Origin of the sequence: Peptostreptococcus porci (assembly GCF_009695815.1) — a bacterium.
Lineage (GTDB): Bacteria > Bacillota > Clostridia > Peptostreptococcales > Peptostreptococcaceae > Peptostreptococcus > Peptostreptococcus porci.
Genome location: NZ_VUNE01000003.1, coordinates 241,166 through 260,309 on the forward strand (window position 1 = coordinate 241,166; position 19,144 = coordinate 260,309).

Here is a 19,144-nt window from a genome sequence, read left to right on the forward strand (position 1 = left end):
CACTGAGGGTGAAATACCTCAATACTACACTCTTCTTCTCTTTGGTGGTCTACAACCATTGTGTGGTATTGGAGTAACATCCTTTATCATTGTAACTTCAAGACCAGTTGCCTGAAGAGCTCTAATAGCAGCTTCTCTACCTGAACCAGGACCTTTTACAAATACTTCAACAGTCTTTAGACCATGTTCCATTGCAGCTTTAGCTGCAGTTTCTGCTGCCATCTGAGAAGCAAATGGAGTAGCTTTTCTTGATCCTTTGAATCCTAACTGACCTGAAGATGCCCATGAAATTGCATTACCATGTACATCTGTCAATGTTACTATTGTATTATTAAAAGTAGACTGAATATGTGCATGTCCACGTTCTATATTCTTACGTTCTCTTCTTCTAACACGCTGAACTACTTTCTTCTTGCCTTTTGCCATTATTCTTTCCCTCCTTTATCTACTGTATTCTATTATTTCTTCTTCTTACGAGATACAGTTTTTCTAGGACCTTTTCTAGTTCTAGCATTAGTCTTAGTTCTCTGACCTCTTAGAGGTAATCCCTTAGCATGTCTCATACCTCTATAGCATTTTATATCTCTTAATCTCTTTATGTTTAGGGCGATTTCTCTTCTCAAATCACCTTCTACAAGATAATCTTCATCAATTATTTTTCTAAGATCATTTACCTGGTCTTCTGAAAGATCTTTTATTCTAGTATCAGCATCAATTCCTGCCTTAGCTAGTATTTCATTTGAAGTAGCTCTACCTATACCATAAATGTATGTCAAGCCTATCTCAGCTCTTTTTTCTCTAGGTAAGTCTACACCAGCTATTCTTGCCATATTCGCACCTCCTACGTTTATTGCTTTATATCAATAATCTATCCCGTACTTGTTACTAACCCTGTTTTTGCTTATGCTTAGGATTTTCACAAATAACCATTACTTTTCCTTTTCTCTTAATAACCTTACACTTTTCGCATATAGGTTTAACAGATGGTCTAACCTTCATTATTTATCCCTCCTCAGACTATAAATAGCCTACTTCTTACGCCAAGTGATTCTTCCTCTCGTAAGATCATAAGGGGAAAGCTCTATATTCACCTTATCTCCTTCGAGAATTCTTATGAAGTTCATTCTTAGCTTTCCTGAAATGTGACATAATACTTCATGTCCATTCTCTAGTTTTACTTTAAACATTGCATTCGGTAAAGTTTCAGAAACCGTACCTTCCAATTCAATTACATCTTTTTTGGCCATTAACTAACCAAACCTCCATTTCACAAGTTAAGACTTACTTTAACTTATTTATCTCAGTTCTTATATAAGAATCCGTTATTTCTTCTCCATTTGACAATTTGTTTTTAACTTTTTCATTTACAAAGTTACTAACATTTAAATGCTTTATTTTCTTTAGCTTCGGTTTGTTAAGCTTTCTGCTCTTGCCATCGACAATTAGTACATATTCCTCATCGACTACTTTGACAATAAAGAATAATTTACCTTGATCTCGACCACACATAGCTTCAACTAACTGACCTACATTTAAATTTTTTGATAGCATACAACTCCTCCTCATGTAGTCCTTGTTCTATCTCATTGTACTTGGATTATGCTGTAAAAGCTTGACAAAGTTACTTTTCAGCAATCCTATTGACTTCAAACAGGGCCGACATTTGTTTCCCATGTCCTTTTGCAATAGAAAAAATTATAAGAACTATTGGCTTTAACTAAGCTAATGCAGCTTTTATATCTTCAAAAACCTTATTTATATCCTGATCGCCATTAATGTTTGCAATTATACCCTTTTCAGTATAATAATCAACTAGTGGTTTTGTTTCAGATAAATAAACTTGTATTCTTTGAGAAACTGTTTCTTCGTTGTCGTCTGGTCTTTGCGTAAGATTTGAACCACAAACATCACAAATTCCTTCAACCTTACTTGGATTGAATTTCACATGGAAAGTAGCTCCACATGTCTTACAAATTCTTCTACCACAAGCTCTTTCAACAAGTAGTCCTGGATCAACTTCTATGTTGACTACAGTATCCAAGCTAAGATTATTTTCTGACAGATACTTATCCAAGTATTCAGCCTGAAAAATATTTCTTGGAAAACCATCTAGCATGAAACCTTCTTTGCAATCAGGTTCTGATAATCTAGATGCTACTAAACTACAAGTCAATTCATCTGGGACTAGATTTCCCTGATTCATGTATTCTTGAGCTTTTTTACCAAGCTCTGTGCCTTCTTTGATATTTTTTCTAAATATGTCTCCTGTAGAGATGTGTGGTATCTTATAGCTTTCTACTATGTTAGCAGCTTGAGTACCTTTCCCTGCACCAGGAGGTCCAAGTAATATTATCTTCATGTTTATCATCTCCAAACTATTTTAGGAATCCTTGATAATTTTTCATTACAAGATTTGATTCTAACTGTCTCTTTAGTTCTAATGCAACACCTACAACGATCAATAAAGACGTTCCACCAAAGTTTACTGGAACCTTCATATAGTGAGTAATCAACGCTGGTATCAACGCCATGATACCTAAAAATGCTGCACCAACAATTGTCAACTTTGAAAGTATTCCATTTAAGTATTTTTCTGTTGGATTCCCAGGTCTTACACCAGGAATAAATCCGCCGCTATTCTTCATATTCTTTGAAATATCCTCAGTATTGAAAGATATTGTGTTATAGAAATATGAGAAAACTACTATCAATACAATTTCTATAGATCTATATGTCCAAAATCCTTGGTTTGTAGATAGATTGAAAAACGAATTGACAGCTTGCTGCATTTTCGGTCCACCAAGTAAAGCTACTGTCTGAGGAAGAGCTAGTATTGAACTCGCAAAAATTATAGGCATTACCCCAGATTGATTTACTTTCATAGGTATATGAGAACTTTCTCCACCGTACATTTTTCTACCAACAACACGCTTTGCGTATTGAACAGGTATCTTTCTAGTAGATTCACTAATAAATGTTACGCCTATTATCGTAAATATCATTACGACAGCAACGGCTACTATTGCAGGCCATTTCAACAAGCCTAGTGATGACTTTTCATAGATTGCTATTATATCAATAGGCAATCTAGAAATAATACCTACAAATATTATTACTGAGCTACCATTTCCTAATCCCTTTTCAGTGATTCTATCACCCAACCACATTACCAACATACTTCCGGCAACTAGGGTAATTATAACTGTGGCAATAAAGAATGGGCTATTTACTTTTAGCGCACTTCTAACAATTCCCAAAGTTATACCTATCGCTTGGATAATTCCAAGAGCAAGGGCAGTAGTTCTAGTGTACTTACTGATTTTCTTTTTACCTTCTTCACCGGACTTTTGTAGTTCCTTCAAACTCTCAAATCCAGCCGTCAACAACTGTATGATGATAGATGCTGTGATGTATGGTGAGATCCCAAGAGCAAATATAGTAAAGTTACTAAAAGCACCCCCAGAAAACATGTTATACAACCCTAGCAATGAATTGTTTTCTACCATGTTTTTGATTACAGATGTATCAATTCCTGGCACTGGTATTGTAGTCCCAAGTCTGAAAACAATTACAATAAATAATGTAAACAGTATTTTCTTTCTTATTTCTTTTACTTTAAAAGCTTGACTTATTTTACTAAACAAAATTAATCACCTCTTTCATAACTTAGTGATTAAACTTCTTCTACCTGACCACCAGCGTTTGTTATTTTTTCTCTAGCTGATGCAGTGAACTTAGCAGCCTTAACTGTAAGTGCTTTTTCTAAGTTTCCGTTTCCTAATATCTTTAGACCGTCTTTTTCAATCTTAGATATTACTCTGTTTTTCTTTAATAATTCTGCATCAATAACTGTTCCAGCATCAAATCTATTTAAAGTTTCAACATTCACTTCAGAGTAAACTTTCTTGAATATGTTATTAAATCCTCTCTTAGGCAATCTTCTTGCAAGTGGCATCTGTCCACCTTCGAATCCTACTCTTACTCCTCCGCCAGATCTTGACCACTGACCTTTCTGTCCACGACCAGAAGTCTTACCTTGACCTGTAGCTGTACCTCTACCAAGTCTTCTCTTTCCTTTTACAGCACCTTTGGCAGGCTTTAACTCATGTAATTTCATCTTCGCACCTCCTTCTCTAACAAAACTTTATTATTCAGTTATCTCAGTTACTTCAACAAGGTGACTCACCTTATTGATCATACCTCTAATCTGAGCGTTATCTTCTTTTACAACAATAGATTCTCTTTTCTTAAGACCTAATGCTTCAACATTTTTTCTTTGATTAGGATTAGTTCCTATAACGCTTCTAACTAACTTTATTTGTATTTTAGACATTTGAACCCTCCTATAATATTAACCAAGTAGTTCTTCTACTTTCTTACCTCTTAATCTTGCAATTGATTCTGCAGTTTTAAGTTCTTTTAATCCTTCCATAGTCGCGTTAACCATGTTTCTTGGATTGTTTGAACCAGTAGATTTTGCTCTAACGTCCATAACTCCTGCAAGTTCAAGTACGGCTCTGACAGGTCCACCTGCTAGGACTCCTGTACCCTGCTTAGCTGGCATTATTAGTATCTTTCCTGCACCGAAATGTCCAACTACTTCATGAGGAACTGTAGTTCCAACTCTTGGTACTACTATTAAGTTTTTCTTAGCATCTTCTACGGCTTTTCTTATAGCATCTGGCACTTCCATAGCTTTTCCAGACCCTATACCAACGTGTCCATTTCCGTCTCCTACTACGACTAAAGCTGCAAATCTAAAGTTTCTACCACCCTTAACAACCTTAGTAACACGTCTTACTTCTATAACTCTTTCTTCTAAATCGAATTGAGTTGCATCAATAGGTTTACTATGTAGCATATTTTTCCTCCTTCAATAAATTAGAACTTAAGACCAGCTTCTCTCGCACCTTCAGCTAGTTCCAAAACTCTACCATGATAAATGTATCCACCTCTATCGAATACAACTTCTGTTATACCCTTTTCAGCGGCTCTCTTTGCTACTAATTCTCCAACTTTTCTAGCAGCTTCCTTGTTTCCTGTGTATGATACTGCGCTCTTTACAGCTTCGTCAAGTGATGAAGCAGCTGCAAGAGTTACTCTATTTGTATCGTCAATCAACTGAGCATAAATATTCTTAGAACTTCTAAACACGCAAAGTCTTGGTCTTTCAGCAGTTCCTGTTACTTTCTTTCTAACTCTTTTATGTCTAGCAACTCTGTTTGCATTCTTATCTACTTTCTTAAACAAAGTAATCACTCCTTTCGTTAATTATTACTTCTTACCAGTTTTACCTTCCTTACGGATGATACGTTCGTCAGCATATTTAATACCTTTGCCCTTATATGGTTCAGGTTTTCTCCATGCTCTAATCTTAGAAGCGTAATTTCCTACTAATTGCTTATCAATACCTTTAACTAGTATTTCTGTCTGGTTAGGTACTTCAGTAGTTATACCTTCTGGATCTTCCATTTCTACTGGATGAGAATATCCCAAGTTCATAACTAATGTCTTACCTTGCTTAGCACATCTATATCCAACACCCTTAACTTCAAGTTTCTTTTCGTAACCTTCAGATACACCTACAACCATGTTGTTGATTAGTGTTCTTGTTAAACCATGAAGACTCTTGTGTTTCTTATTTTCAGTAGGTCTTTTAACAACTATAGCGTTGTCTTCCTTTTCTATTATCATATCAGCATTAAAGCTGTTTGTTAAAGTTCCCTTTGGTCCCTTTACAGTAACTTGATTTCCATCAGCTATTGTAATTTCAACACCTGCAGGAATTACTATTGGTTTTACACCTATTCTTGACATTTTTGCACCTCCTTACATTAAAGAAATCTTACCAAACGTAGCAGATTACTTCTCCACCAACGTTATTTTGTCTTGCCTGCTTATCAGTCAATATACCATTTGAAGTAGATACCATAGCAACACCTAATCCATTAAGTACCTTTGGTACCTCAGCTGCTGCTGCGTATATTCTCATTCCTGGCTTAGATATTCTCTTTAATCCAGAGATTACTCTTTCACCTGATTGTCCGTATTTTAACTGTATTCTTATTATTCCCTGTTTTCCATCTTCTATTACATCATAACCTCTTATGAATCCTTCTTCTAGAAGTATTCTAGCGATTTCTTTCTTTATGTTAGAAGCCGGAACATCAACAGTTTCATGCTTTACAGAATTTGCATTTCTTATTCTAGTAAGCATATCTGCGATTGGATCTGTCATTGTCATAATAAAATCCTCCTTCCGAATTTATCTATCTTACCAACTTGATTTTCTAACACCAGGTATTACACCTTTGTATGCCAATTCTCTAAAGCATATACGGCAAATACCGAAGTCCTTTAATACTGAATGTGGTCTACCACATATAGAACATCTTGTATATTCTCTTGTTTTATATTTCTGCTTTTTCTGCTGTTTTACAACCATTGCTTTTCTAGCCACGTGAATCCCTCCTTTACCTACTTAGAAAATGGCATTCCTAACAATTTTATTAGTTCACGAGCTTCTTCGTCAGTTTTTGCACTTGTAACGAAGACAATATCCATACCTCTTACTTTATCTACCATATCGTACTCGATTTCTGGGAAGATAATTTGTTCTTTAACACCTAGAGTATAATTTCCTCTTCCATCAAAAGAATTAGGATTTACACCTCTAAAGTCTCTAACTCTTGGTAGAGATACTGAAACTAATTTATCCATGAAATAGTACATCTTGTCACCTCTCAAAGTAACTTTTGTACCTATTGGCATTCCTTCTCTTAATTTGAAGTTCGCTACTGATTTCTTAGCCTTAGTTATAACTGGTTTTTGACCAGATATTATCTGTAGTTCTTCAACAGCTTTTTCCAAAGCCTTAGCGTTATCCTTTGAATCACCAGCACCCATGTTGATTACTATCTTTTCTAGCTTTGGTAATTCCATTATATTCTTATATCCGAACTTTTCTGTCAAAGCTGGGATAATTTCTTTTACATATTTTTCTTCTAATCTTGAAGCCATTCTATTCCCTCCTTTCGATTATTTTTATAATTGCTTACCGCTCTTCTGAGATACTCTAACTTTCTTTCCGTCAACAACTTCGTATCTTACTCTAACACCTTTTCCAGCTTCTGGATCAAAAGGCATTACATTTGATATATGAATAGGAGCTTCTTTAGTAGTTATTCCACCCTGAGGGTTAGTCTGAGATGGTTTGTTGTGCTTTGTCACAACGTTTATACCTTCTACTAGAACTCTGTCCTTCTTAGCATCAACGCTTAATACTAGTCCCTTTTTACCTTTATCTTTTCCGGCAATAACAACTACTGTGTCACCTTTTTTAACACGCATCATATGTTCTTACACCTCCTCTAATTATAGTACTTCTGGAGCAAGAGAAACTATCTTCATGTAGTCATGGTCTCTTAACTCTCTTGCAACAGGTCCAAATATACGAGTACCTACTGGTGTCTTATCGTCCTTTATTATAACTGCAGCATTTTCATCAAATGAAATATAGCTACCATCATTACGTCTCATTCCCTGCTTGCTTCTAACTACAACAGCTTTTACTACTTTACCTTTTTTTACAACTCCACCTGGTGTTGCGCTTTTTACTGTTGCAACTATTACGTCACCTACATTGGCGTACTTTCTTCTAGTTCCGCCAAGAACACGTATGCACAAAAGTTCCTTAGCACCTGAATTATCAGCTACTTTTAAACGTGTTTCCTGCTGTATCATCGCAATTCCTCCTTCTTGTAAACTATTTAACCTTTTCTACTACTTCAACTAATCTGAATCTCTTGTCTTTTGATAAAGGTCTAGTTTCCATTATTCTTACTCTATCTCCAATGTTACAAACATTCAATTCATCATGAGCTTTGTATTTTTTAGTTCTTTTTACACGCTTGTTGTATAGTGGATGTTTTACGAAATCTTCACAAGCAACTACAATAGTTTTATCCATCTTATCACTTACAACACGGCCAACTCTAACTTTTCTTCTGTTTCTTTCCATGTCTTAAAAAGCCTCCTTTTCCAATATTAAGCTCTAGCTTCGTTTAACTTTCTTTCAACAAGAACAGTCTTAACTTTTGCTATGTCTCTCTTTACAGTTTTAATTCTAGCTGTATTCTGTAACTGACCAGTAGCTAATTGGAATCTCAAGCTAAATAATTCACTTTTAAATTCATCTAATTTTGACAATAGTTCTTCTGAAGTTAAATTTCTAAGTTCTTTAGCTTTCATCCTATTCACCTACCTTTTCTAAATCTTCTTTCTTAACAAATTTGCACTTAACAGGCAATTTGTGTGCAGCAAGTCTCATAGCTTCTCTAGCCTTGCTTTCTGATACCCCAGCTAGTTCAAACATAACTCTACCTGGCTTAACTATTGCTACCCAATATTCTGGAGAACCCTTACCAGCACCCATACGAGTTTCTGCAGGCTTTCTTGTAATTGGTTTATGAGGGAAGATTTTGATCCAAACCTGTCCACCTCTTTTTATATATCTTGTCATCGCAATTCTGGCTGCTTCTATCTGGTTTGAAGTTATCCAAGATGGTTCTAATGCAACTAGACCGAACTCACCATAAGTAACTTTATTACCTTTGTTTGCCTTACCAGCCAAGTTCCCTCTATGAACTCTACGACGCTTTACTCTCTTTGGCATTAACATGAGTTGTTTCCTCCTTCCGAACTAATTAGTCCTGCTTTGCTTCTTTTTTTGAAGCTCTAGGACCTCTATTGTTACCTCTTCTATCGTTGTTTCTTCCTTTTCTTTCGCCGCCTCTGCCGCTACTCTTCTTGTCTCTACCGTTCTTCTTTTCTAATTTCTTTTCTTCTCTTTCAGTTGAAAGATTTCTTCCTGGTAGTATTTCACCGTTACAGATCCAAACCTTAATACCTATCTTTCCGTAAGTAGTATTAGCTTCAGCAAATCCATATTCGATGTCAGATCTTAGTGTCTGTAGTGGAACATTACCTTCACTATATCCTTCTGTTCTAGCCATTTCAGCTCCACCTAATCTACCAGATGCGCTAACCTTTATTCCCTTAGCTCCTGATTTCATAGTTCTACCAACTGCTTGCTTCATCGCTCTTCTGAACGCAATTCTTCTTTCGATTGCCTGAGCAATGTTTTCAGCAACTAGCTGAGCATCTCTGTCTATATTTCTAACTTCTATTATATTCAAGATAACTGATTTTCCAGTTAATTTTTCTAATTTAGATTTAAGAGCTTCTATTTCAGCTCCACCCTTACCTATTACAACACCTGGTTTTGCAACGTGTAAGTCCATTTTAACCTTGTTGGCTGATCTTTCTATTTCTACCTTAGCTAGTCCAGCTGAGTATAATTCTTTCTTTAGGTATGTTCTTAGTACGTGATCTTCTTTTAGGAACTCACCAAATTCTTTTCTATCATTAGCGAACCATCTTGAGTCCCAATCTTTAATAACACCAACTCTTAAGCCGTGTGGATTTACCTTCTGACCCATTTGTGTCCCTCCTTCTTATTAGTTTTCTCTTTCTTTAACAACTACCTCAATATGAGATGTTCTTTTTCTGATTGCTGTTGCTCTACCCTGTGCTCTAGGCATGAATCTCTTCATTGTAGGACCTTGATTAGCAACTATTTTAGCGATATATAATTTATCTGGATCCATTTCATGGTTATTTTCAGCATTTGCAGCAGCTGACTTTACTACCTTTGCAACTATTTCAGATGCATATCTTGGTGTAAACTTTAGTATAGCCAATGCTTCTTTTACGTCTTTTCCTCTAACTAGGTCGCATATCTGTCCTGCTTTTCTTGATGATACACGAACTGTCTTTGCAATAGCTCTTGCTTCCATTTATATTCCTCCTTTCACCTTCATTTATTATTTTCTCTTTGAAGATTTTTCATCGTCCTTGTGACCTTTAAAAGTTCTTGTAGGAACAAATTCTCCTAATTTATGTCCAACCATATCTTCTGTGATATATACTGGTATATGTCTTCTTCCATCATGAACTGCTATTGTGTGTTCAACGAACTGAGGGAATATTGTAGAAGTTCTTGACCAAGTCTTTATAACTTCTTTATTTCCGCTAGCGTTCATAGCTTCAACTTTCTTAAATAATCCTGCATGGACAAAAGGTCCCTTTTTAGTTGATCTTGACATTAATATTCCTCCTTCCTGAGTAAATTAAATCTATTACTTAGTTCTTCTAGATACTATTAGCTTGTTAGAAGCTTTCTTTTTCTTTCTTGTCTTGTATCCAAGAGCTGGTTTACCCCATGGAGTAACTGGAGATGGTCTACCTATTGGAGATCTACCTTCACCACCACCGTGTGGATGGTCATTAGGGTTCATTACAGAACCTCTTACTGTAGGTCTGATTCCCATGTGTCTTTTTCTACCAGCCTTACCTATTACTACGTTTCCGTATTCTAGGTTACCAACCTGACCAACTGTTGCTCTACAGTTGTTGTTTACATATCTCATTTCACCAGATGGTAATCTAAGAAGTGCCTTTGTACCTTCCTTAGCCATCAACTGAGCTGAAACACCAGCAGATCTAACTAACTGTCCACCTTTACCAGCTTTTAATTCAATGTTGTGAATCAATGTACCAACTGGCATATTTTTTAATTCTAAACAGTTACCTGGTTTGATATCTGCACCCAATCCTGAAAGAACAGTATCTCCAACCTGTAGTCCAAGTGGTGCTAATATGTATCTCTTTTCACCATCTACATAGTGAAGAAGTGCTATATTAGCTGATCTGTTTGGATCGTATTCGATAGTAGCAACCTTAGCAGGTATACCATCTTTGTTTCTCTTGAAATCTATTAATCTATATTTTCTCTTATTTCCGCCACCTTTATGACGAACAGTTATTTTACCATGAACATTTCTACCAGCATTCTTCTTTAGATTAACTAAAAGAGATTTCTCTGGCTGGTTGCATGTTATTTCGTCTGACTTTAAAACTGTCATCTGTCTTAAGGCAGGAGAAGTTGGTTTAAACTTTTTAATAGCCATTTTTTATTTCCTCCTTAATTCGAATTACATTCCTGTGAAGAATTCTATGTCCTTACTATCAGCAGTCAATTTAACTACAGCTTTCTTGAAGCTAGCAGTCTTTCCAGCTGTTCTTCCCATTCTCTTCATTTTTCCGTCGTAGTTTAATACATTTACTTTTTCAACTTCAACGTCAAATATCTTTTCTACTGCTTTCTTAACTTCTGTCTTGTTCGCACTCTTTGCTACAACAAAAGTGTATTTCTTGTTACCCATTTCAGCCATTGACTGTTCTGTAACGACTGGTTTTATGATTATATCATGTGGATTTGTCATTATGCGTACACCTCCTCCACTTTCTTAACTGCATCTGTAGTTATGATGAATGAATCACAGTTTAGTATATCGTAAACATTTAATGTACTTACGTGACAAACATTAGCACCTTCTATGTTTCTAACTGATTTTACAACATTCACATCGTTGTCAGCAGTTACTACTAAAGTTTTCTTTGCTGCATTTACATTCTTAAATACATTTACTATATCTTTTGTCTTTGGAGCATCTAATTTTAATTCGTCCAAAACTATCATTTCATTTCCTAAAACCTTTGAAGTTAAAGCAGACTTCATTGCAAGTCTTCTAACCTTCTTTGGTAGTGAGTAGCTATAATCTCTTGGCTTTGGTGCAAATGCAACTCCACCACCTACCCATTGTACTGATCTAATAGAACCTTGTCTAGCTCTACCAGTACCTTTTTGTCTCCATGGCTTTCTTCCGCCACCTCTAACTTCTGCTCTTGTCTTAGCAGACTGAGTACCTTGTCTTCTGTTAGCTAACTGACACTTTACTGCTTCGTAAAGAACGTGCTCGTTAACTTCTATATTAAATATTGAATCATTTAATTCAATTTCACCAACATTCTGGCCTGATACGTTTAATACGTTAATCTTTGACATTTCGTTAATCCTCCTTTCCCTTATGATTAGTTAGCACTAAGAGCTTCCTTAACAGTTACTACTGACCCCTTAGCACCAGGGATAGCACCCTTTATTAATAAAAGATTCTTTTCAGCATCTACTTTTACTACTTCAAGATTCTTAACAGTAACTTTTACGCTACCCATGTGACCAGCAAGCTTCTTGTTTTTGAATACTCTACCCGGATATGAACAAGCACCCATTGAACCTGGTCTTCTGTGATATCTAGAACCGTGAGATTCTGGACCTCTACTCTGTCCGTGTCTCTTTATTGGCCCCTGGAATCCCTTACCTTTTGATATTCCAGATACATCTATCTTTTCACCTTCAGCAAATAAATCAGCCTTGATTTCCTGGCCAACCTCGAAACCATCTATAGAATCAACTCTGAATTCTTTTAAGTTTCTCTTTAATACTCCTGCCTTAGCAAGATGACCTTTTTTAGGTTTGTTAAGAGCTTTTTCTTTAACATCTCCATAACCAACCTGAATTGCCTGGTAACCATCATTTTCCATTGTCTTAATCTGAGTGATTACTACAGGACCTGCTTCTACAACTGTAACTGGCACTACTGAACCTTCTGCAGTAAATACCTGAGTCATACCTAATTTCTTTCCTAAAATCCCTTTCATTTTTACCTCCTACATTCTTACAGCGGATTATCCATTTTTGGATAATCATTCTAAGATATTACTATCTTAGGCGGTTTATAACTTGATTTCTATATCTACACCAGCTGGCAAGTCAAGCTTCATTAATGAGTCAACTGTCTTTGGTGTTGGATTAGCTATATCAATTAGTCTCTTATGAGTTCTAATTTCGAACTGTTCTCTAGAGTCTTTGTACTTGTGTACAGCTCTTAGTATTGTCACAACCTTCTTCTCTGTTGGAAGTGGTATTGGACCTGCTACCTGAGAACCTGCTTTTTTAGCAGTTTCAACTAATTTGCTAGCTGAATAATCTAACAACTTATGATCATATGATTTTAATCTTATTCTTATCTTTTCGTTCTTAGCCATTTTAGTCCCTCCTTCTGATTTATTTACCTGGCCAGATAAATCAAACACCGATACACTGTTCCGGGTGTGTCGTAATTTCTTAACCGATTTTTGAATTTATCCACCCAAAACTTGCCCATTCACATGAGCGTACTAGAATATTTTAACAAAAAAAGCCTGCTAATGCAAGCTTTTTTTTGAATATTTTTTTGATTATTTCTTTGTTTTTTATCTACTTGTTTTTACCTAATTATCACCAAATACAAGAGGTGAATATTTTATTAGTAATTTAGTAAGCAACAGTTTATCTATAATTATAATATTATAATTTTTATTGGCTTCGCTATCTTAATATTTACTCTTATGATATCTAAATAAAAAATCCGACTCCAATTTCTTATCAAGTAGTGCTTTGGCATTTTCGTTCAAAAAAGAAATTTCAAACGAATTTCTCGTATTTGGAGACACTTTGTAAATTTTCTTTAAATTGATAATATGCTTTGAAGATGATACAAAAAAATAGCCAGGAACCCTCTCTTTCAATGTGGTAAAGTCTTCATAAAACCTTATTTCCTCTCCATCTGTAGTCAATATTTTTATTTCTCTACCAACCTTCTCAAAAAATAATATGTTTTCATAGTTTATCATATTTATATTTTTCCTAAATTTGTAAATAAATATTTCTTCATCTAATTTTTTGTTTCTAATTAGGCTTCTTGATATCATCATGTCGTTTGCAATATTTACAGACTCAATCAACCTTCCTTCATCAATTGGTTTTAGCAGAAAATCAATTGGTCTACAGTCATGGCTCAATATGGAATAATCTGGATATCCAGTCATAAAAATTACATCGACCCTATTTGACATATTGCTACTTATTTCCTTTACCAAATTTATTCCATTTATTTTTGGCATATCTATATCTGTTATGATTAAATCTATCGGATTATTTTTGTATATGCAAACCGCTTCCTTGCCATCACAACAGGTCATCACATAGTCAATATAAGGTATTTCCTTTAATATTCTTTTCACTTTTTGAATATCATCTCTATTGTCATCGCATAATAAAACCCTCAACGCTATGACCTCCTTTATTTATTTCAAAAATATAATTGTAAAAGTAGTATTAATTTCATTACTGTTGACAAAAATGTTGCCATTGTACTTTTCAACCAGCTCTTTAACAATCGTTAGACCAAATCCTCTGCCTGATTCACCAGATGACGAAAAGCCTTCAACAAAAATACCTCTGGTGTCCTCTATTTTTGGACCATTATTAATTATTTCAATGCAGAATATAATGTTGTCTTCATATGAATTTAATCTTATATAATTATGCTTATTTTTATATTCACCAAAACTAGAAATTGAATTTATAGCGTTTTCGACTATATTGACCAAAATACTATTCAAATCAGAATATGCAATATCTATGAAATTTTCGTTTGATATTATGTATCTATAATCAATATTATTATTTTTACATAAGTCTTCTAGTGACTCTGCTATAAGAGATATTTTATTTTTTCTCTTCACATACTTGCTATCTATTGAGTTGAGAAGATTTATATGCTTTCGATTATCATGATTTATTTTTCTTAATTCTAATATCCTCGACTCTCTGTCTTGAATCATCTTTTCCTTATATACTAATTCATCGTTTAACGAATCCACTTCTTCTCTTAGTCCAATATTATTTAAATACATTACAACCATTAAAAGAGTAACGAGCATCGATATTAACATCAAAATAATAATTGCAACTTGATTTATCATTATTAATTTTCCCTTCTTGATATTCATCAATATACCATTATTATAACCAATACAAATGTCAACTTCAAGTTCTCCAAAAATTCGATAAAAATTAATACTGTATTATATGCTTATATATGATATATTCGAACATATTTATGCATTTTTTCTGCAGCTAATTGCCAAAAACTTGAAATAATATGCTTTGAAAAAAAAACACTCACAGATTATAATCTTGTTATCGTAACTATTTTGAAAAAGGAGACTGTAAAGATGATAACTATAAAACTGGCACTTATTTACATAAAAAAATACAAAAAGAGATCTTTCATTATTTTTCTCAGCTTCCTATTCGCTGTGATCATTGCTTGCACAAATGGAATAATGAAACATTCAGCTAACATTATTGGCTTGAATGAGCAAAAAAAATATAATCCTTATCACTTAAAAATAATAAATGCAAGCAAGGATGAAATTGATATGATTAGAAAAAATCAGGATATAAAACGAATGAAAATAAGAAACTTTATAGGTGCATCCGATGCCAATAGCCTATATAGATTTAATGTAATCGCTACCTCTGACGGATTGAATGATTCTGCCTTGCTATCTGGAACTGTTGCAAAAAATGAGCACGAGGTAACAATTGAAAAATGGATAGCAGATAATCTTCATAAAAAAATAGGTGACTCAATTTCCTACACTGACTACTATACGAAAAAACATGAGCGAAAAATCATCGTTGGGTTACTAAAAGACAACAATGCAAACAAAGCATCCAGTATATTTAATATGAATACAATATCTCAAGGACTATCAAAAAATAATACCGTCGATCTGGAATTCAAAGATTCCAGCACTCTTAGGAGCGATATTAATAATCTAAAAAACAGTATTATAAATGAATATAATCATAAAAAATCAGATATAACGACCAATAAAATGTTAATAACAGCATATGAAAATGATGGAAATTTACTAACAGAACTCATACCTATGTTACTTATTTCTATATTATTCTCAGGATTAATCGTATTTTCAACTTACTTCATTTCAATGAGAAAGAGAATTCGAGACATAGGAATATTGAGAGCATTTGGAATAATGAATTTTGATATTATTTCTATAATAATTGTGGAACTGATGACAATATCATTTCCATCCATTGCTATTGGTATTCTTATTTCAATATTTTCTGCAAAATTTATGACCAATATGGGATATAATTTATACTCAGATATATCTCTTATAAATATCGGTTTCGCAGATATAAAGGTGCCTCATAACATAGTCTTTGCTACTATTATGCTTATTTTCGCAGTTGTTGTAATAATCTCCATTGTTACATACTTCTTATCGATAAGGAATATGCCGATAAACACTATACACACCGAAATCATACATACTCGTGACATTACTAAATTTTTCGGAACAAAAAATCGGTCACAAAAAAAATCTTTTCTAATAGATAAATTGAGTATATCTAATTTCCTATCTCTAAGATATATGCGTTCTGACATGATTTTGATGTGTATTATGATTGCCTGTATGTCAATAACGACATCAGAAATAATACACAAAGGATGTATTGCTGAGATAAACAATAAAATCTATAAAACAGTTACTGAGCCAAATTTTGGAGTAGGGGATATAATTATCAATAAATCCAACCCCTATCAAAGCAACAATTCAGTCGACGATACTTTTATTGATTATTTCAATAATATCGATGGCATAAAAAGTAATTTTTGGACTTCATATAAATACACCCGCATGACAGTACCATCATCTTTGGTGCGTAATACAGAATACTTCGACGACAACGGTAAGAGTAATTATGTGAAAGAAGTATGGAATGGAATGTATAAAAAAGATGGAGATTCATATATAATTAAGAACAAACTACTTGGATTCAATGATGATAGCTTAAAATTTCTAAAAAACAATATCATAAAAGGTGATATAAACTTAGACAAATTACACAATACTGATACGTGCATTCTATTCTATCCTAAAAACTATATAAACTTGAAGACTGGTTATGATAAAAGAAACGAAATACTAAACTACAAAGTTGGTGATACCATTACAATTGATATTCCTGTTGAATTTGATATTGGCGAAAAACAAGGTGATTTATTGAGAAAATATTGGACACTGGAGTTTACCCCAAAAACAATGAAAAAAAGTTTTAAAATTTCTGCTATAGTTGATTCCATGCCATTTAGAATTGACTACTCAATTCCATCTACTGACGTAGTTATTTCACAGAAAAGGATGCTGAGTATAGACAAAAACGAAAAATATTGCTTGGGAGCCATTAAACTAGAAAACAATGATTTTCGTAGCGAAGTAAACAAAATCCTTTTGGAAAAATTCAGTAATGTACCTGGATTCCTGGTTGAAGATAATATCAACTATAATATGGAAATTAAAAACTCTATTTTAAATTATCTTAATATCGAGAATATTAAATACTATGCTTTTATTATTGTGTGTGTTTTCTCATTTATCAATATGATTGGTTACAAAATTCTAGATAAAAAAAGAGAGCTTGCCATATTACGAGCTTTGGGGACAACTGATATAGATATAAAAAACATACTTATTTACGAGGGTATAATTTACTCATTTATTGCAACAGCTTTATCTTGGATAATCGCATTCGCTAGGCAAGTCATCTATACGCATAACCTTGAAATAAAATCACATATTGTTGGCATTGATTTTAGGTTCAATATTATGATTTATTTATTAGTTTTTGCATTTCATTTCATATTATGCATGATGAGCACGTATGTTCCTAGCAAGAAAATATTAAGGGATAATATAAAGGATTCGATTGGAGGTCTTGAATAATGTCATATGTAGAAATAAATAATTTGGGTAAGGTTTATGGTTCTGGAAGTATCAAATGCCAGGCTCTAAAAAATGTTAATCTTTCTGTAAAAGAGGGTGAATTCGTTTGCATAATGGGAGCGTCAGGTTCCGGAAAAACTACCCTTTTAAATATTATTAGTGGATTAGACACACCGTCATCCGGTAGTGTATTTGTAAACGGAGTCAATATTTTTGAGAAAAACGCTATATCCTTAGCAAGATATAGAAGAAGAGATATAGGTATAGTGTTTCAGCACTACAATTTAATTCACGTGCTGACCGTAAGGGAAAATATTGAACTTCAAATAAGGCTAGATCACAAAACTCCAATAAAAGAGGAAATTGATTTGATAATAAAAAAATTAGGATTAGAAGGTGTACAACACAAACTTCCAAATCAATTATCTGGCGGAGAACAGCAACGAGTTGCTATAGGAAGAGCACTTGCAGCAAAACCGATGCTAATTTTAGCCGATGAACCTACTGGAAATTTGGACTCAAAGAACGGAGAAAATATTTTGAAATTGATTCAATCAATATCTTACGAAAATAAAATAACAATTATTATGATAACTCACGATTCTAATGTAGCAAAATATGCCGATAAGGTCTATAAATTGAAAGACGGAGAAATCCTATCTAATTAAAAAACTGATCGAAAAGCAAATATCAATAGTACAAAATTATTATTTAATCATTACCACTTGTATAACCAGTAAATGGAACAATATATAAGCCAGCGTCTAAATGCGCTGGCTTTCAAAAAATTAAGTTCAAGTCATCAACAATCATGATTTCTATATAAAACAGTTTTTATCACCATATTTGGTATCATACAGCAAAACGTGAAAACCAACTGTGTCGAATAATTCAAGCTAAACAATTTTGAACTATTCAGCATAGCTACCATTGCGATTACCGAAATAATAAAAAATACTATACGGTATCTAAGCTTCAAATGTGCTTTTGGTAAAGTACCATTGCATATTATATACGCAACCAATAAAAAAACGCTAAGCCATATATTTTTGTTGTTATATAATGATAAAATAGAAAAGCAAACTATAATAACAGCAAAAATCACTGATAAAAATTTAAGCTTCAATAAATCCATTTTTCCCTCACTATCGACCCTATCCAAACAATTTTACCTATTTTTATATTATTTACCCTCTAAATATTTTTTCACATCGGCTCCCACGAAAACGTCTCCGTTTTCCAATATCAAGATCGGTCTCTTTACAATCATTCCATCACTAGCAAGTAATTCATACTGTTCTTCCTCGCTCATATCTGGAAGTTTTTTTGACAATTCCAATTCTCTATATATTTTCCCACTTGTATTAAAGAATTTCTTCAATGGTAACCCCGATTTTTCTTTCCACTCTTTTAATTCTTTAATTGTAGGATTTTCCTCACTGATTTCTCTATATTCAAAATCAATATTCTTGTCCTTCATCAATTTCACAACACCCTTGCAAGTTGAACAGTTCTTATAGCATATTATTTTCATTCC

Annotated in this window: 33 protein-coding genes; 2 read left to right on the top strand and 31 right to left on the bottom strand. The window is 33.8% G+C overall.

Annotated features, from left to right (window positions below; translation table 11 throughout):
* Nucleotides 1-24: 24 nt before the first annotated feature.
* From rpsK to FYJ71_RS06950, 30 genes are all read right to left on the bottom strand, one after another.
* Nucleotides 25-426 carry a 30S ribosomal protein S11 gene (rpsK, locus tag FYJ71_RS06805; RefSeq protein WP_091994086.1) on the bottom strand — a complete coding sequence of 134 codons (402 nt, stop codon included), beginning with the start codon at nucleotides 424-426 and terminating at the stop codon, nucleotides 25-27.
* A 32-nt stretch (nucleotides 427-458) separates the two neighbouring features.
* Nucleotides 459-830, bottom strand: a complete 372-nt coding sequence (gene rpsM, locus FYJ71_RS06810) for a 30S ribosomal protein S13 (RefSeq protein WP_091994088.1) — start codon at nucleotides 828-830, stop codon at nucleotides 459-461.
* Between the two features lie 55 nt (nucleotides 831-885).
* Nucleotides 886-999 carry a 50S ribosomal protein L36 gene (rpmJ, locus tag FYJ71_RS06815; protein ID WP_002509257.1) on the bottom strand — a complete coding sequence of 38 codons (114 nt, stop codon included), beginning with the start codon at nucleotides 997-999 and terminating at the stop codon, nucleotides 886-888.
* 29 nt (nucleotides 1,000-1,028) lie between these two features.
* Nucleotides 1,029-1,247 (bottom strand): translation initiation factor IF-1, encoded by a 219-nt coding sequence (gene infA, locus FYJ71_RS06820; protein WP_002844171.1) that lies wholly within the window; start codon nucleotides 1,245-1,247, stop codon nucleotides 1,029-1,031.
* Between the two features lie 34 nt (nucleotides 1,248-1,281).
* Nucleotides 1,282-1,551 carry a KOW domain-containing RNA-binding protein gene (locus tag FYJ71_RS06825; protein WP_154538044.1) on the bottom strand — a complete coding sequence of 90 codons (270 nt, stop codon included), beginning with the start codon at nucleotides 1,549-1,551 and terminating at the stop codon, nucleotides 1,282-1,284.
* Nucleotides 1,552-1,717: 166 nt separating this feature from the next.
* Nucleotides 1,718-2,359, bottom strand: a complete 642-nt coding sequence (locus tag FYJ71_RS06830) for an adenylate kinase (protein WP_154538045.1) — start codon at nucleotides 2,357-2,359, stop codon at nucleotides 1,718-1,720.
* Nucleotides 2,360-2,375: 16 nt separating this feature from the next.
* Nucleotides 2,376-3,644: a preprotein translocase subunit SecY gene (gene secY / locus FYJ71_RS06835; RefSeq protein WP_154538046.1), complete on the bottom strand. Its 1,269-nt coding sequence runs from the start codon at nucleotides 3,642-3,644 to the stop codon at nucleotides 2,376-2,378.
* A 29-nt stretch (nucleotides 3,645-3,673) separates the two neighbouring features.
* On the bottom strand, nucleotides 3,674-4,117 hold the full coding sequence (gene rplO / locus FYJ71_RS06840; RefSeq protein WP_154538047.1) for a 50S ribosomal protein L15: 444 nt from the start codon (nucleotides 4,115-4,117) through the stop codon (nucleotides 3,674-3,676).
* A 30-nt stretch (nucleotides 4,118-4,147) separates the two neighbouring features.
* Nucleotides 4,148-4,333, bottom strand: a complete 186-nt coding sequence (gene rpmD, locus FYJ71_RS06845; RefSeq protein ID WP_091994095.1) for a 50S ribosomal protein L30 — start codon at nucleotides 4,331-4,333, stop codon at nucleotides 4,148-4,150.
* An 18-nt stretch (nucleotides 4,334-4,351) separates the two neighbouring features.
* Nucleotides 4,352-4,861: a 30S ribosomal protein S5 gene (rpsE, locus tag FYJ71_RS06850; RefSeq protein WP_154538048.1), complete on the bottom strand. Its 510-nt coding sequence runs from the start codon at nucleotides 4,859-4,861 to the stop codon at nucleotides 4,352-4,354.
* 20 nt (nucleotides 4,862-4,881) lie between these two features.
* A complete protein-coding gene (gene rplR / locus FYJ71_RS06855) occupies nucleotides 4,882-5,250 on the bottom strand; it encodes a 50S ribosomal protein L18 (RefSeq protein WP_154538049.1) in 369 nt (122 codons plus the stop codon).
* 24 nt (nucleotides 5,251-5,274) lie between these two features.
* On the bottom strand, nucleotides 5,275-5,817 hold the full coding sequence (rplF, locus tag FYJ71_RS06860) for a 50S ribosomal protein L6 (RefSeq protein ID WP_154538050.1): 543 nt from the start codon (nucleotides 5,815-5,817) through the stop codon (nucleotides 5,275-5,277).
* A 28-nt stretch (nucleotides 5,818-5,845) separates the two neighbouring features.
* On the bottom strand, nucleotides 5,846-6,244 hold the full coding sequence (gene rpsH, locus FYJ71_RS06865; RefSeq protein ID WP_091994102.1) for a 30S ribosomal protein S8: 399 nt from the start codon (nucleotides 6,242-6,244) through the stop codon (nucleotides 5,846-5,848).
* A 30-nt stretch (nucleotides 6,245-6,274) separates the two neighbouring features.
* Nucleotides 6,275-6,460, bottom strand: a complete 186-nt coding sequence (locus tag FYJ71_RS06870) for a type Z 30S ribosomal protein S14 (RefSeq protein ID WP_091994103.1) — start codon at nucleotides 6,458-6,460, stop codon at nucleotides 6,275-6,277.
* A 17-nt stretch (nucleotides 6,461-6,477) separates the two neighbouring features.
* Nucleotides 6,478-7,020, bottom strand: a complete 543-nt coding sequence (gene rplE / locus FYJ71_RS06875) for a 50S ribosomal protein L5 (RefSeq protein WP_091994105.1) — start codon at nucleotides 7,018-7,020, stop codon at nucleotides 6,478-6,480.
* Nucleotides 7,021-7,044: 24 nt separating this feature from the next.
* A complete protein-coding gene (rplX, locus tag FYJ71_RS06880) occupies nucleotides 7,045-7,350 on the bottom strand; it encodes a 50S ribosomal protein L24 (RefSeq protein ID WP_154538119.1) in 306 nt (101 codons plus the stop codon).
* Between the two features lie 24 nt (nucleotides 7,351-7,374).
* Complete coding sequence (gene rplN / locus FYJ71_RS06885; protein WP_091994106.1) at nucleotides 7,375-7,743, bottom strand: 50S ribosomal protein L14; 369 nt, start codon at nucleotides 7,741-7,743, stop codon at nucleotides 7,375-7,377.
* Between the two features lie 22 nt (nucleotides 7,744-7,765).
* Nucleotides 7,766-8,020, bottom strand: a complete 255-nt coding sequence (gene rpsQ / locus FYJ71_RS06890) for a 30S ribosomal protein S17 (protein ID WP_154538051.1) — start codon at nucleotides 8,018-8,020, stop codon at nucleotides 7,766-7,768.
* A 26-nt stretch (nucleotides 8,021-8,046) separates the two neighbouring features.
* Complete coding sequence (gene rpmC, locus FYJ71_RS06895; RefSeq protein ID WP_091994109.1) at nucleotides 8,047-8,250, bottom strand: 50S ribosomal protein L29; 204 nt, start codon at nucleotides 8,248-8,250, stop codon at nucleotides 8,047-8,049.
* 1 nt (nucleotide 8,251) lies between these two features.
* The gene (gene rplP / locus FYJ71_RS06900) at nucleotides 8,252-8,680 is read right to left on the bottom strand and encodes a 50S ribosomal protein L16 (protein ID WP_091994111.1); all 429 of its coding nucleotides are present in this window, start codon (nucleotides 8,678-8,680) and stop codon (nucleotides 8,252-8,254) included.
* A 25-nt stretch (nucleotides 8,681-8,705) separates the two neighbouring features.
* The gene (gene rpsC, locus FYJ71_RS06905) at nucleotides 8,706-9,500 is read right to left on the bottom strand and encodes a 30S ribosomal protein S3 (RefSeq protein ID WP_154538052.1); all 795 of its coding nucleotides are present in this window, start codon (nucleotides 9,498-9,500) and stop codon (nucleotides 8,706-8,708) included.
* A gap of 18 nt (nucleotides 9,501-9,518) precedes the next feature.
* Complete coding sequence (gene rplV, locus FYJ71_RS06910) at nucleotides 9,519-9,857, bottom strand: 50S ribosomal protein L22 (protein WP_091994116.1); 339 nt, start codon at nucleotides 9,855-9,857, stop codon at nucleotides 9,519-9,521.
* 27 nt (nucleotides 9,858-9,884) lie between these two features.
* On the bottom strand, nucleotides 9,885-10,166 hold the full coding sequence (gene rpsS, locus FYJ71_RS06915; RefSeq protein WP_091994118.1) for a 30S ribosomal protein S19: 282 nt from the start codon (nucleotides 10,164-10,166) through the stop codon (nucleotides 9,885-9,887).
* 33 nt (nucleotides 10,167-10,199) lie between these two features.
* Nucleotides 10,200-11,030 carry a 50S ribosomal protein L2 gene (gene rplB, locus FYJ71_RS06920; protein WP_154538053.1) on the bottom strand — a complete coding sequence of 277 codons (831 nt, stop codon included), beginning with the start codon at nucleotides 11,028-11,030 and terminating at the stop codon, nucleotides 10,200-10,202.
* 24 nt (nucleotides 11,031-11,054) lie between these two features.
* Nucleotides 11,055-11,345, bottom strand: coding sequence for a 50S ribosomal protein L23 (gene rplW / locus FYJ71_RS06925; RefSeq protein ID WP_091994122.1), 291 nt, complete (start codon nucleotides 11,343-11,345; stop codon nucleotides 11,055-11,057).
* Complete coding sequence (gene rplD, locus FYJ71_RS06930; RefSeq protein WP_154538054.1) at nucleotides 11,345-11,968, bottom strand: 50S ribosomal protein L4; 624 nt, start codon at nucleotides 11,966-11,968, stop codon at nucleotides 11,345-11,347. The genes rplW and rplD overlap by 1 nt, the downstream gene beginning before the upstream one ends.
* Before the next feature lie 26 nt (nucleotides 11,969-11,994).
* A complete protein-coding gene (gene rplC / locus FYJ71_RS06935; protein WP_154538055.1) occupies nucleotides 11,995-12,621 on the bottom strand; it encodes a 50S ribosomal protein L3 in 627 nt (208 codons plus the stop codon).
* A gap of 75 nt (nucleotides 12,622-12,696) precedes the next feature.
* Nucleotides 12,697-13,008, bottom strand: coding sequence for a 30S ribosomal protein S10 (rpsJ, locus tag FYJ71_RS06940; protein WP_091994127.1), 312 nt, complete (start codon nucleotides 13,006-13,008; stop codon nucleotides 12,697-12,699).
* A 327-nt stretch (nucleotides 13,009-13,335) separates the two neighbouring features.
* Nucleotides 13,336-14,070, bottom strand: a complete 735-nt coding sequence (locus tag FYJ71_RS06945) for a LytR/AlgR family response regulator transcription factor (RefSeq protein WP_154538056.1) — start codon at nucleotides 14,068-14,070, stop codon at nucleotides 13,336-13,338.
* Nucleotides 14,071-14,088: 18 nt separating this feature from the next.
* Nucleotides 14,089-14,796, bottom strand: a complete 708-nt coding sequence (locus tag FYJ71_RS06950) for an ATP-binding protein (protein WP_154538057.1) — start codon at nucleotides 14,794-14,796, stop codon at nucleotides 14,089-14,091.
* 225 nt (nucleotides 14,797-15,021) lie between these two features.
* Here FYJ71_RS06950 and FYJ71_RS06955 point away from each other — a divergent pair, with 225 nt between their 5' ends.
* Complete coding sequence (locus FYJ71_RS06955) at nucleotides 15,022-17,607, top strand: ABC transporter permease (protein WP_154538058.1); 2,586 nt, start codon at nucleotides 15,022-15,024, stop codon at nucleotides 17,605-17,607.
* Nucleotides 17,607-18,275 carry an ABC transporter ATP-binding protein gene (locus FYJ71_RS06960; protein WP_154538059.1) on the top strand — a complete coding sequence of 223 codons (669 nt, stop codon included), beginning with the start codon at nucleotides 17,607-17,609 and terminating at the stop codon, nucleotides 18,273-18,275. The genes FYJ71_RS06955 and FYJ71_RS06960 overlap by 1 nt, the downstream gene beginning before the upstream one ends.
* Nucleotides 18,276-18,790: 515 nt before the next feature.
* On the opposite strand, the gene FYJ71_RS06965 is transcribed toward FYJ71_RS06960, so the two are convergent.
* Nucleotides 18,791-19,141: a Spx/MgsR family RNA polymerase-binding regulatory protein gene (locus FYJ71_RS06965; protein WP_154538060.1), complete on the bottom strand. Its 351-nt coding sequence runs from the start codon at nucleotides 19,139-19,141 to the stop codon at nucleotides 18,791-18,793.
* Nucleotides 19,142-19,144: the final 3 nt, after the last annotated feature.

Excerpts from the sequence above, each read along its gene's own strand:
- rpsK (WP_091994086.1), bottom strand. The coding sequence starts at position 426 with ATGGCAAAAGGCAAGAAGAAAGTAGTTCAGCGTGTTAGAAGAAGAGAA.
- rpsM (WP_091994088.1), bottom strand. The coding sequence starts at position 830 with ATGGCAAGAATAGCTGGTGTAGACTTACCTAGAGAAAAAAGAGCTGAG.
- rpmJ (WP_002509257.1), bottom strand. The coding sequence starts at position 999 with ATGAAGGTTAGACCATCTGTTAAACCTATATGCGAAAAGTGTAAGGTT.
- infA (WP_002844171.1), bottom strand. The coding sequence starts at position 1,247 with ATGGCCAAAAAAGATGTAATTGAATTGGAAGGTACGGTTTCTGAAACT.
- FYJ71_RS06825 (WP_154538044.1), bottom strand. The coding sequence starts at position 1,551 with ATGCTATCAAAAAATTTAAATGTAGGTCAGTTAGTTGAAGCTATGTGT.
- FYJ71_RS06830 (WP_154538045.1), bottom strand. The coding sequence starts at position 2,359 with ATGAAGATAATATTACTTGGACCTCCTGGTGCAGGGAAAGGTACTCAA.
- rplO (WP_154538047.1), bottom strand. The coding sequence starts at position 4,117 with ATGAAATTACATGAGTTAAAGCCTGCCAAAGGTGCTGTAAAAGGAAAG.
- rpmD (WP_091994095.1), bottom strand. The coding sequence starts at position 4,333 with ATGTCTAAAATACAAATAAAGTTAGTTAGAAGCGTTATAGGAACTAAT.
- rpsE (WP_154538048.1), bottom strand. The coding sequence starts at position 4,861 with ATGCTACATAGTAAACCTATTGATGCAACTCAATTCGATTTAGAAGAA.
- rplF (WP_154538050.1), bottom strand. The coding sequence starts at position 5,817 with ATGTCAAGAATAGGTGTAAAACCAATAGTAATTCCTGCAGGTGTTGAA.
- rpsH (WP_091994102.1), bottom strand. The coding sequence starts at position 6,244 with ATGACAATGACAGATCCAATCGCAGATATGCTTACTAGAATAAGAAAT.
- rplE (WP_091994105.1), bottom strand. The coding sequence starts at position 7,020 with ATGGCTTCAAGATTAGAAGAAAAATATGTAAAAGAAATTATCCCAGCT.
- rplX (WP_154538119.1), bottom strand. The coding sequence starts at position 7,350 with ATGCGTGTTAAAAAAGGTGACACAGTAGTTGTTATTGCCGGAAAAGAT.
- rplN (WP_091994106.1), bottom strand. The coding sequence starts at position 7,743 with ATGATACAGCAGGAAACACGTTTAAAAGTAGCTGATAATTCAGGTGCT.
- rpsQ (WP_154538051.1), bottom strand. The coding sequence starts at position 8,020 with ATGGAAAGAAACAGAAGAAAAGTTAGAGTTGGCCGTGTTGTAAGTGAT.
- rpmC (WP_091994109.1), bottom strand. The coding sequence starts at position 8,250 with ATGAAAGCTAAAGAACTTAGAAATTTAACTTCAGAAGAACTATTGTCA.
- rplP (WP_091994111.1), bottom strand. The coding sequence starts at position 8,680 with ATGTTAATGCCAAAGAGAGTAAAGCGTCGTAGAGTTCATAGAGGGAAC.
- rpsC (WP_154538052.1), bottom strand. The coding sequence starts at position 9,500 with ATGGGTCAGAAGGTAAATCCACACGGCTTAAGAGTTGGTGTTATTAAA.
- rplV (WP_091994116.1), bottom strand. The coding sequence starts at position 9,857 with ATGGAAGCAAGAGCTATTGCAAAGACAGTTCGTGTATCATCAAGAAAA.
- rpsS (WP_091994118.1), bottom strand. The coding sequence starts at position 10,166 with ATGTCAAGATCAACTAAAAAGGGACCTTTTGTCCATGCAGGATTATTT.
- rplB (WP_154538053.1), bottom strand. The coding sequence starts at position 11,030 with ATGGCTATTAAAAAGTTTAAACCAACTTCTCCTGCCTTAAGACAGATG.
- rplW (WP_091994122.1), bottom strand. The coding sequence starts at position 11,345 with ATGACAAATCCACATGATATAATCATAAAACCAGTCGTTACAGAACAG.
- rplD (WP_154538054.1), bottom strand. The coding sequence starts at position 11,968 with ATGTCAAAGATTAACGTATTAAACGTATCAGGCCAGAATGTTGGTGAA.
- rplC (WP_154538055.1), bottom strand. The coding sequence starts at position 12,621 with ATGAAAGGGATTTTAGGAAAGAAATTAGGTATGACTCAGGTATTTACT.
- rpsJ (WP_091994127.1), bottom strand. The coding sequence starts at position 13,008 with ATGGCTAAGAACGAAAAGATAAGAATAAGATTAAAATCATATGATCAT.
- FYJ71_RS06950 (WP_154538057.1), bottom strand. The coding sequence starts at position 14,796 with ATGAATATCAAGAAGGGAAAATTAATAATGATAAATCAAGTTGCAATT.
- FYJ71_RS06955 (WP_154538058.1), top strand. The coding sequence starts at position 15,022 with ATGATAACTATAAAACTGGCACTTATTTACATAAAAAAATACAAAAAG.
- FYJ71_RS06960 (WP_154538059.1), top strand. The coding sequence starts at position 17,607 with ATGTCATATGTAGAAATAAATAATTTGGGTAAGGTTTATGGTTCTGGA.
- FYJ71_RS06965 (WP_154538060.1), bottom strand. The coding sequence starts at position 19,141 with ATGAAAATAATATGCTATAAGAACTGTTCAACTTGCAAGGGTGTTGTG.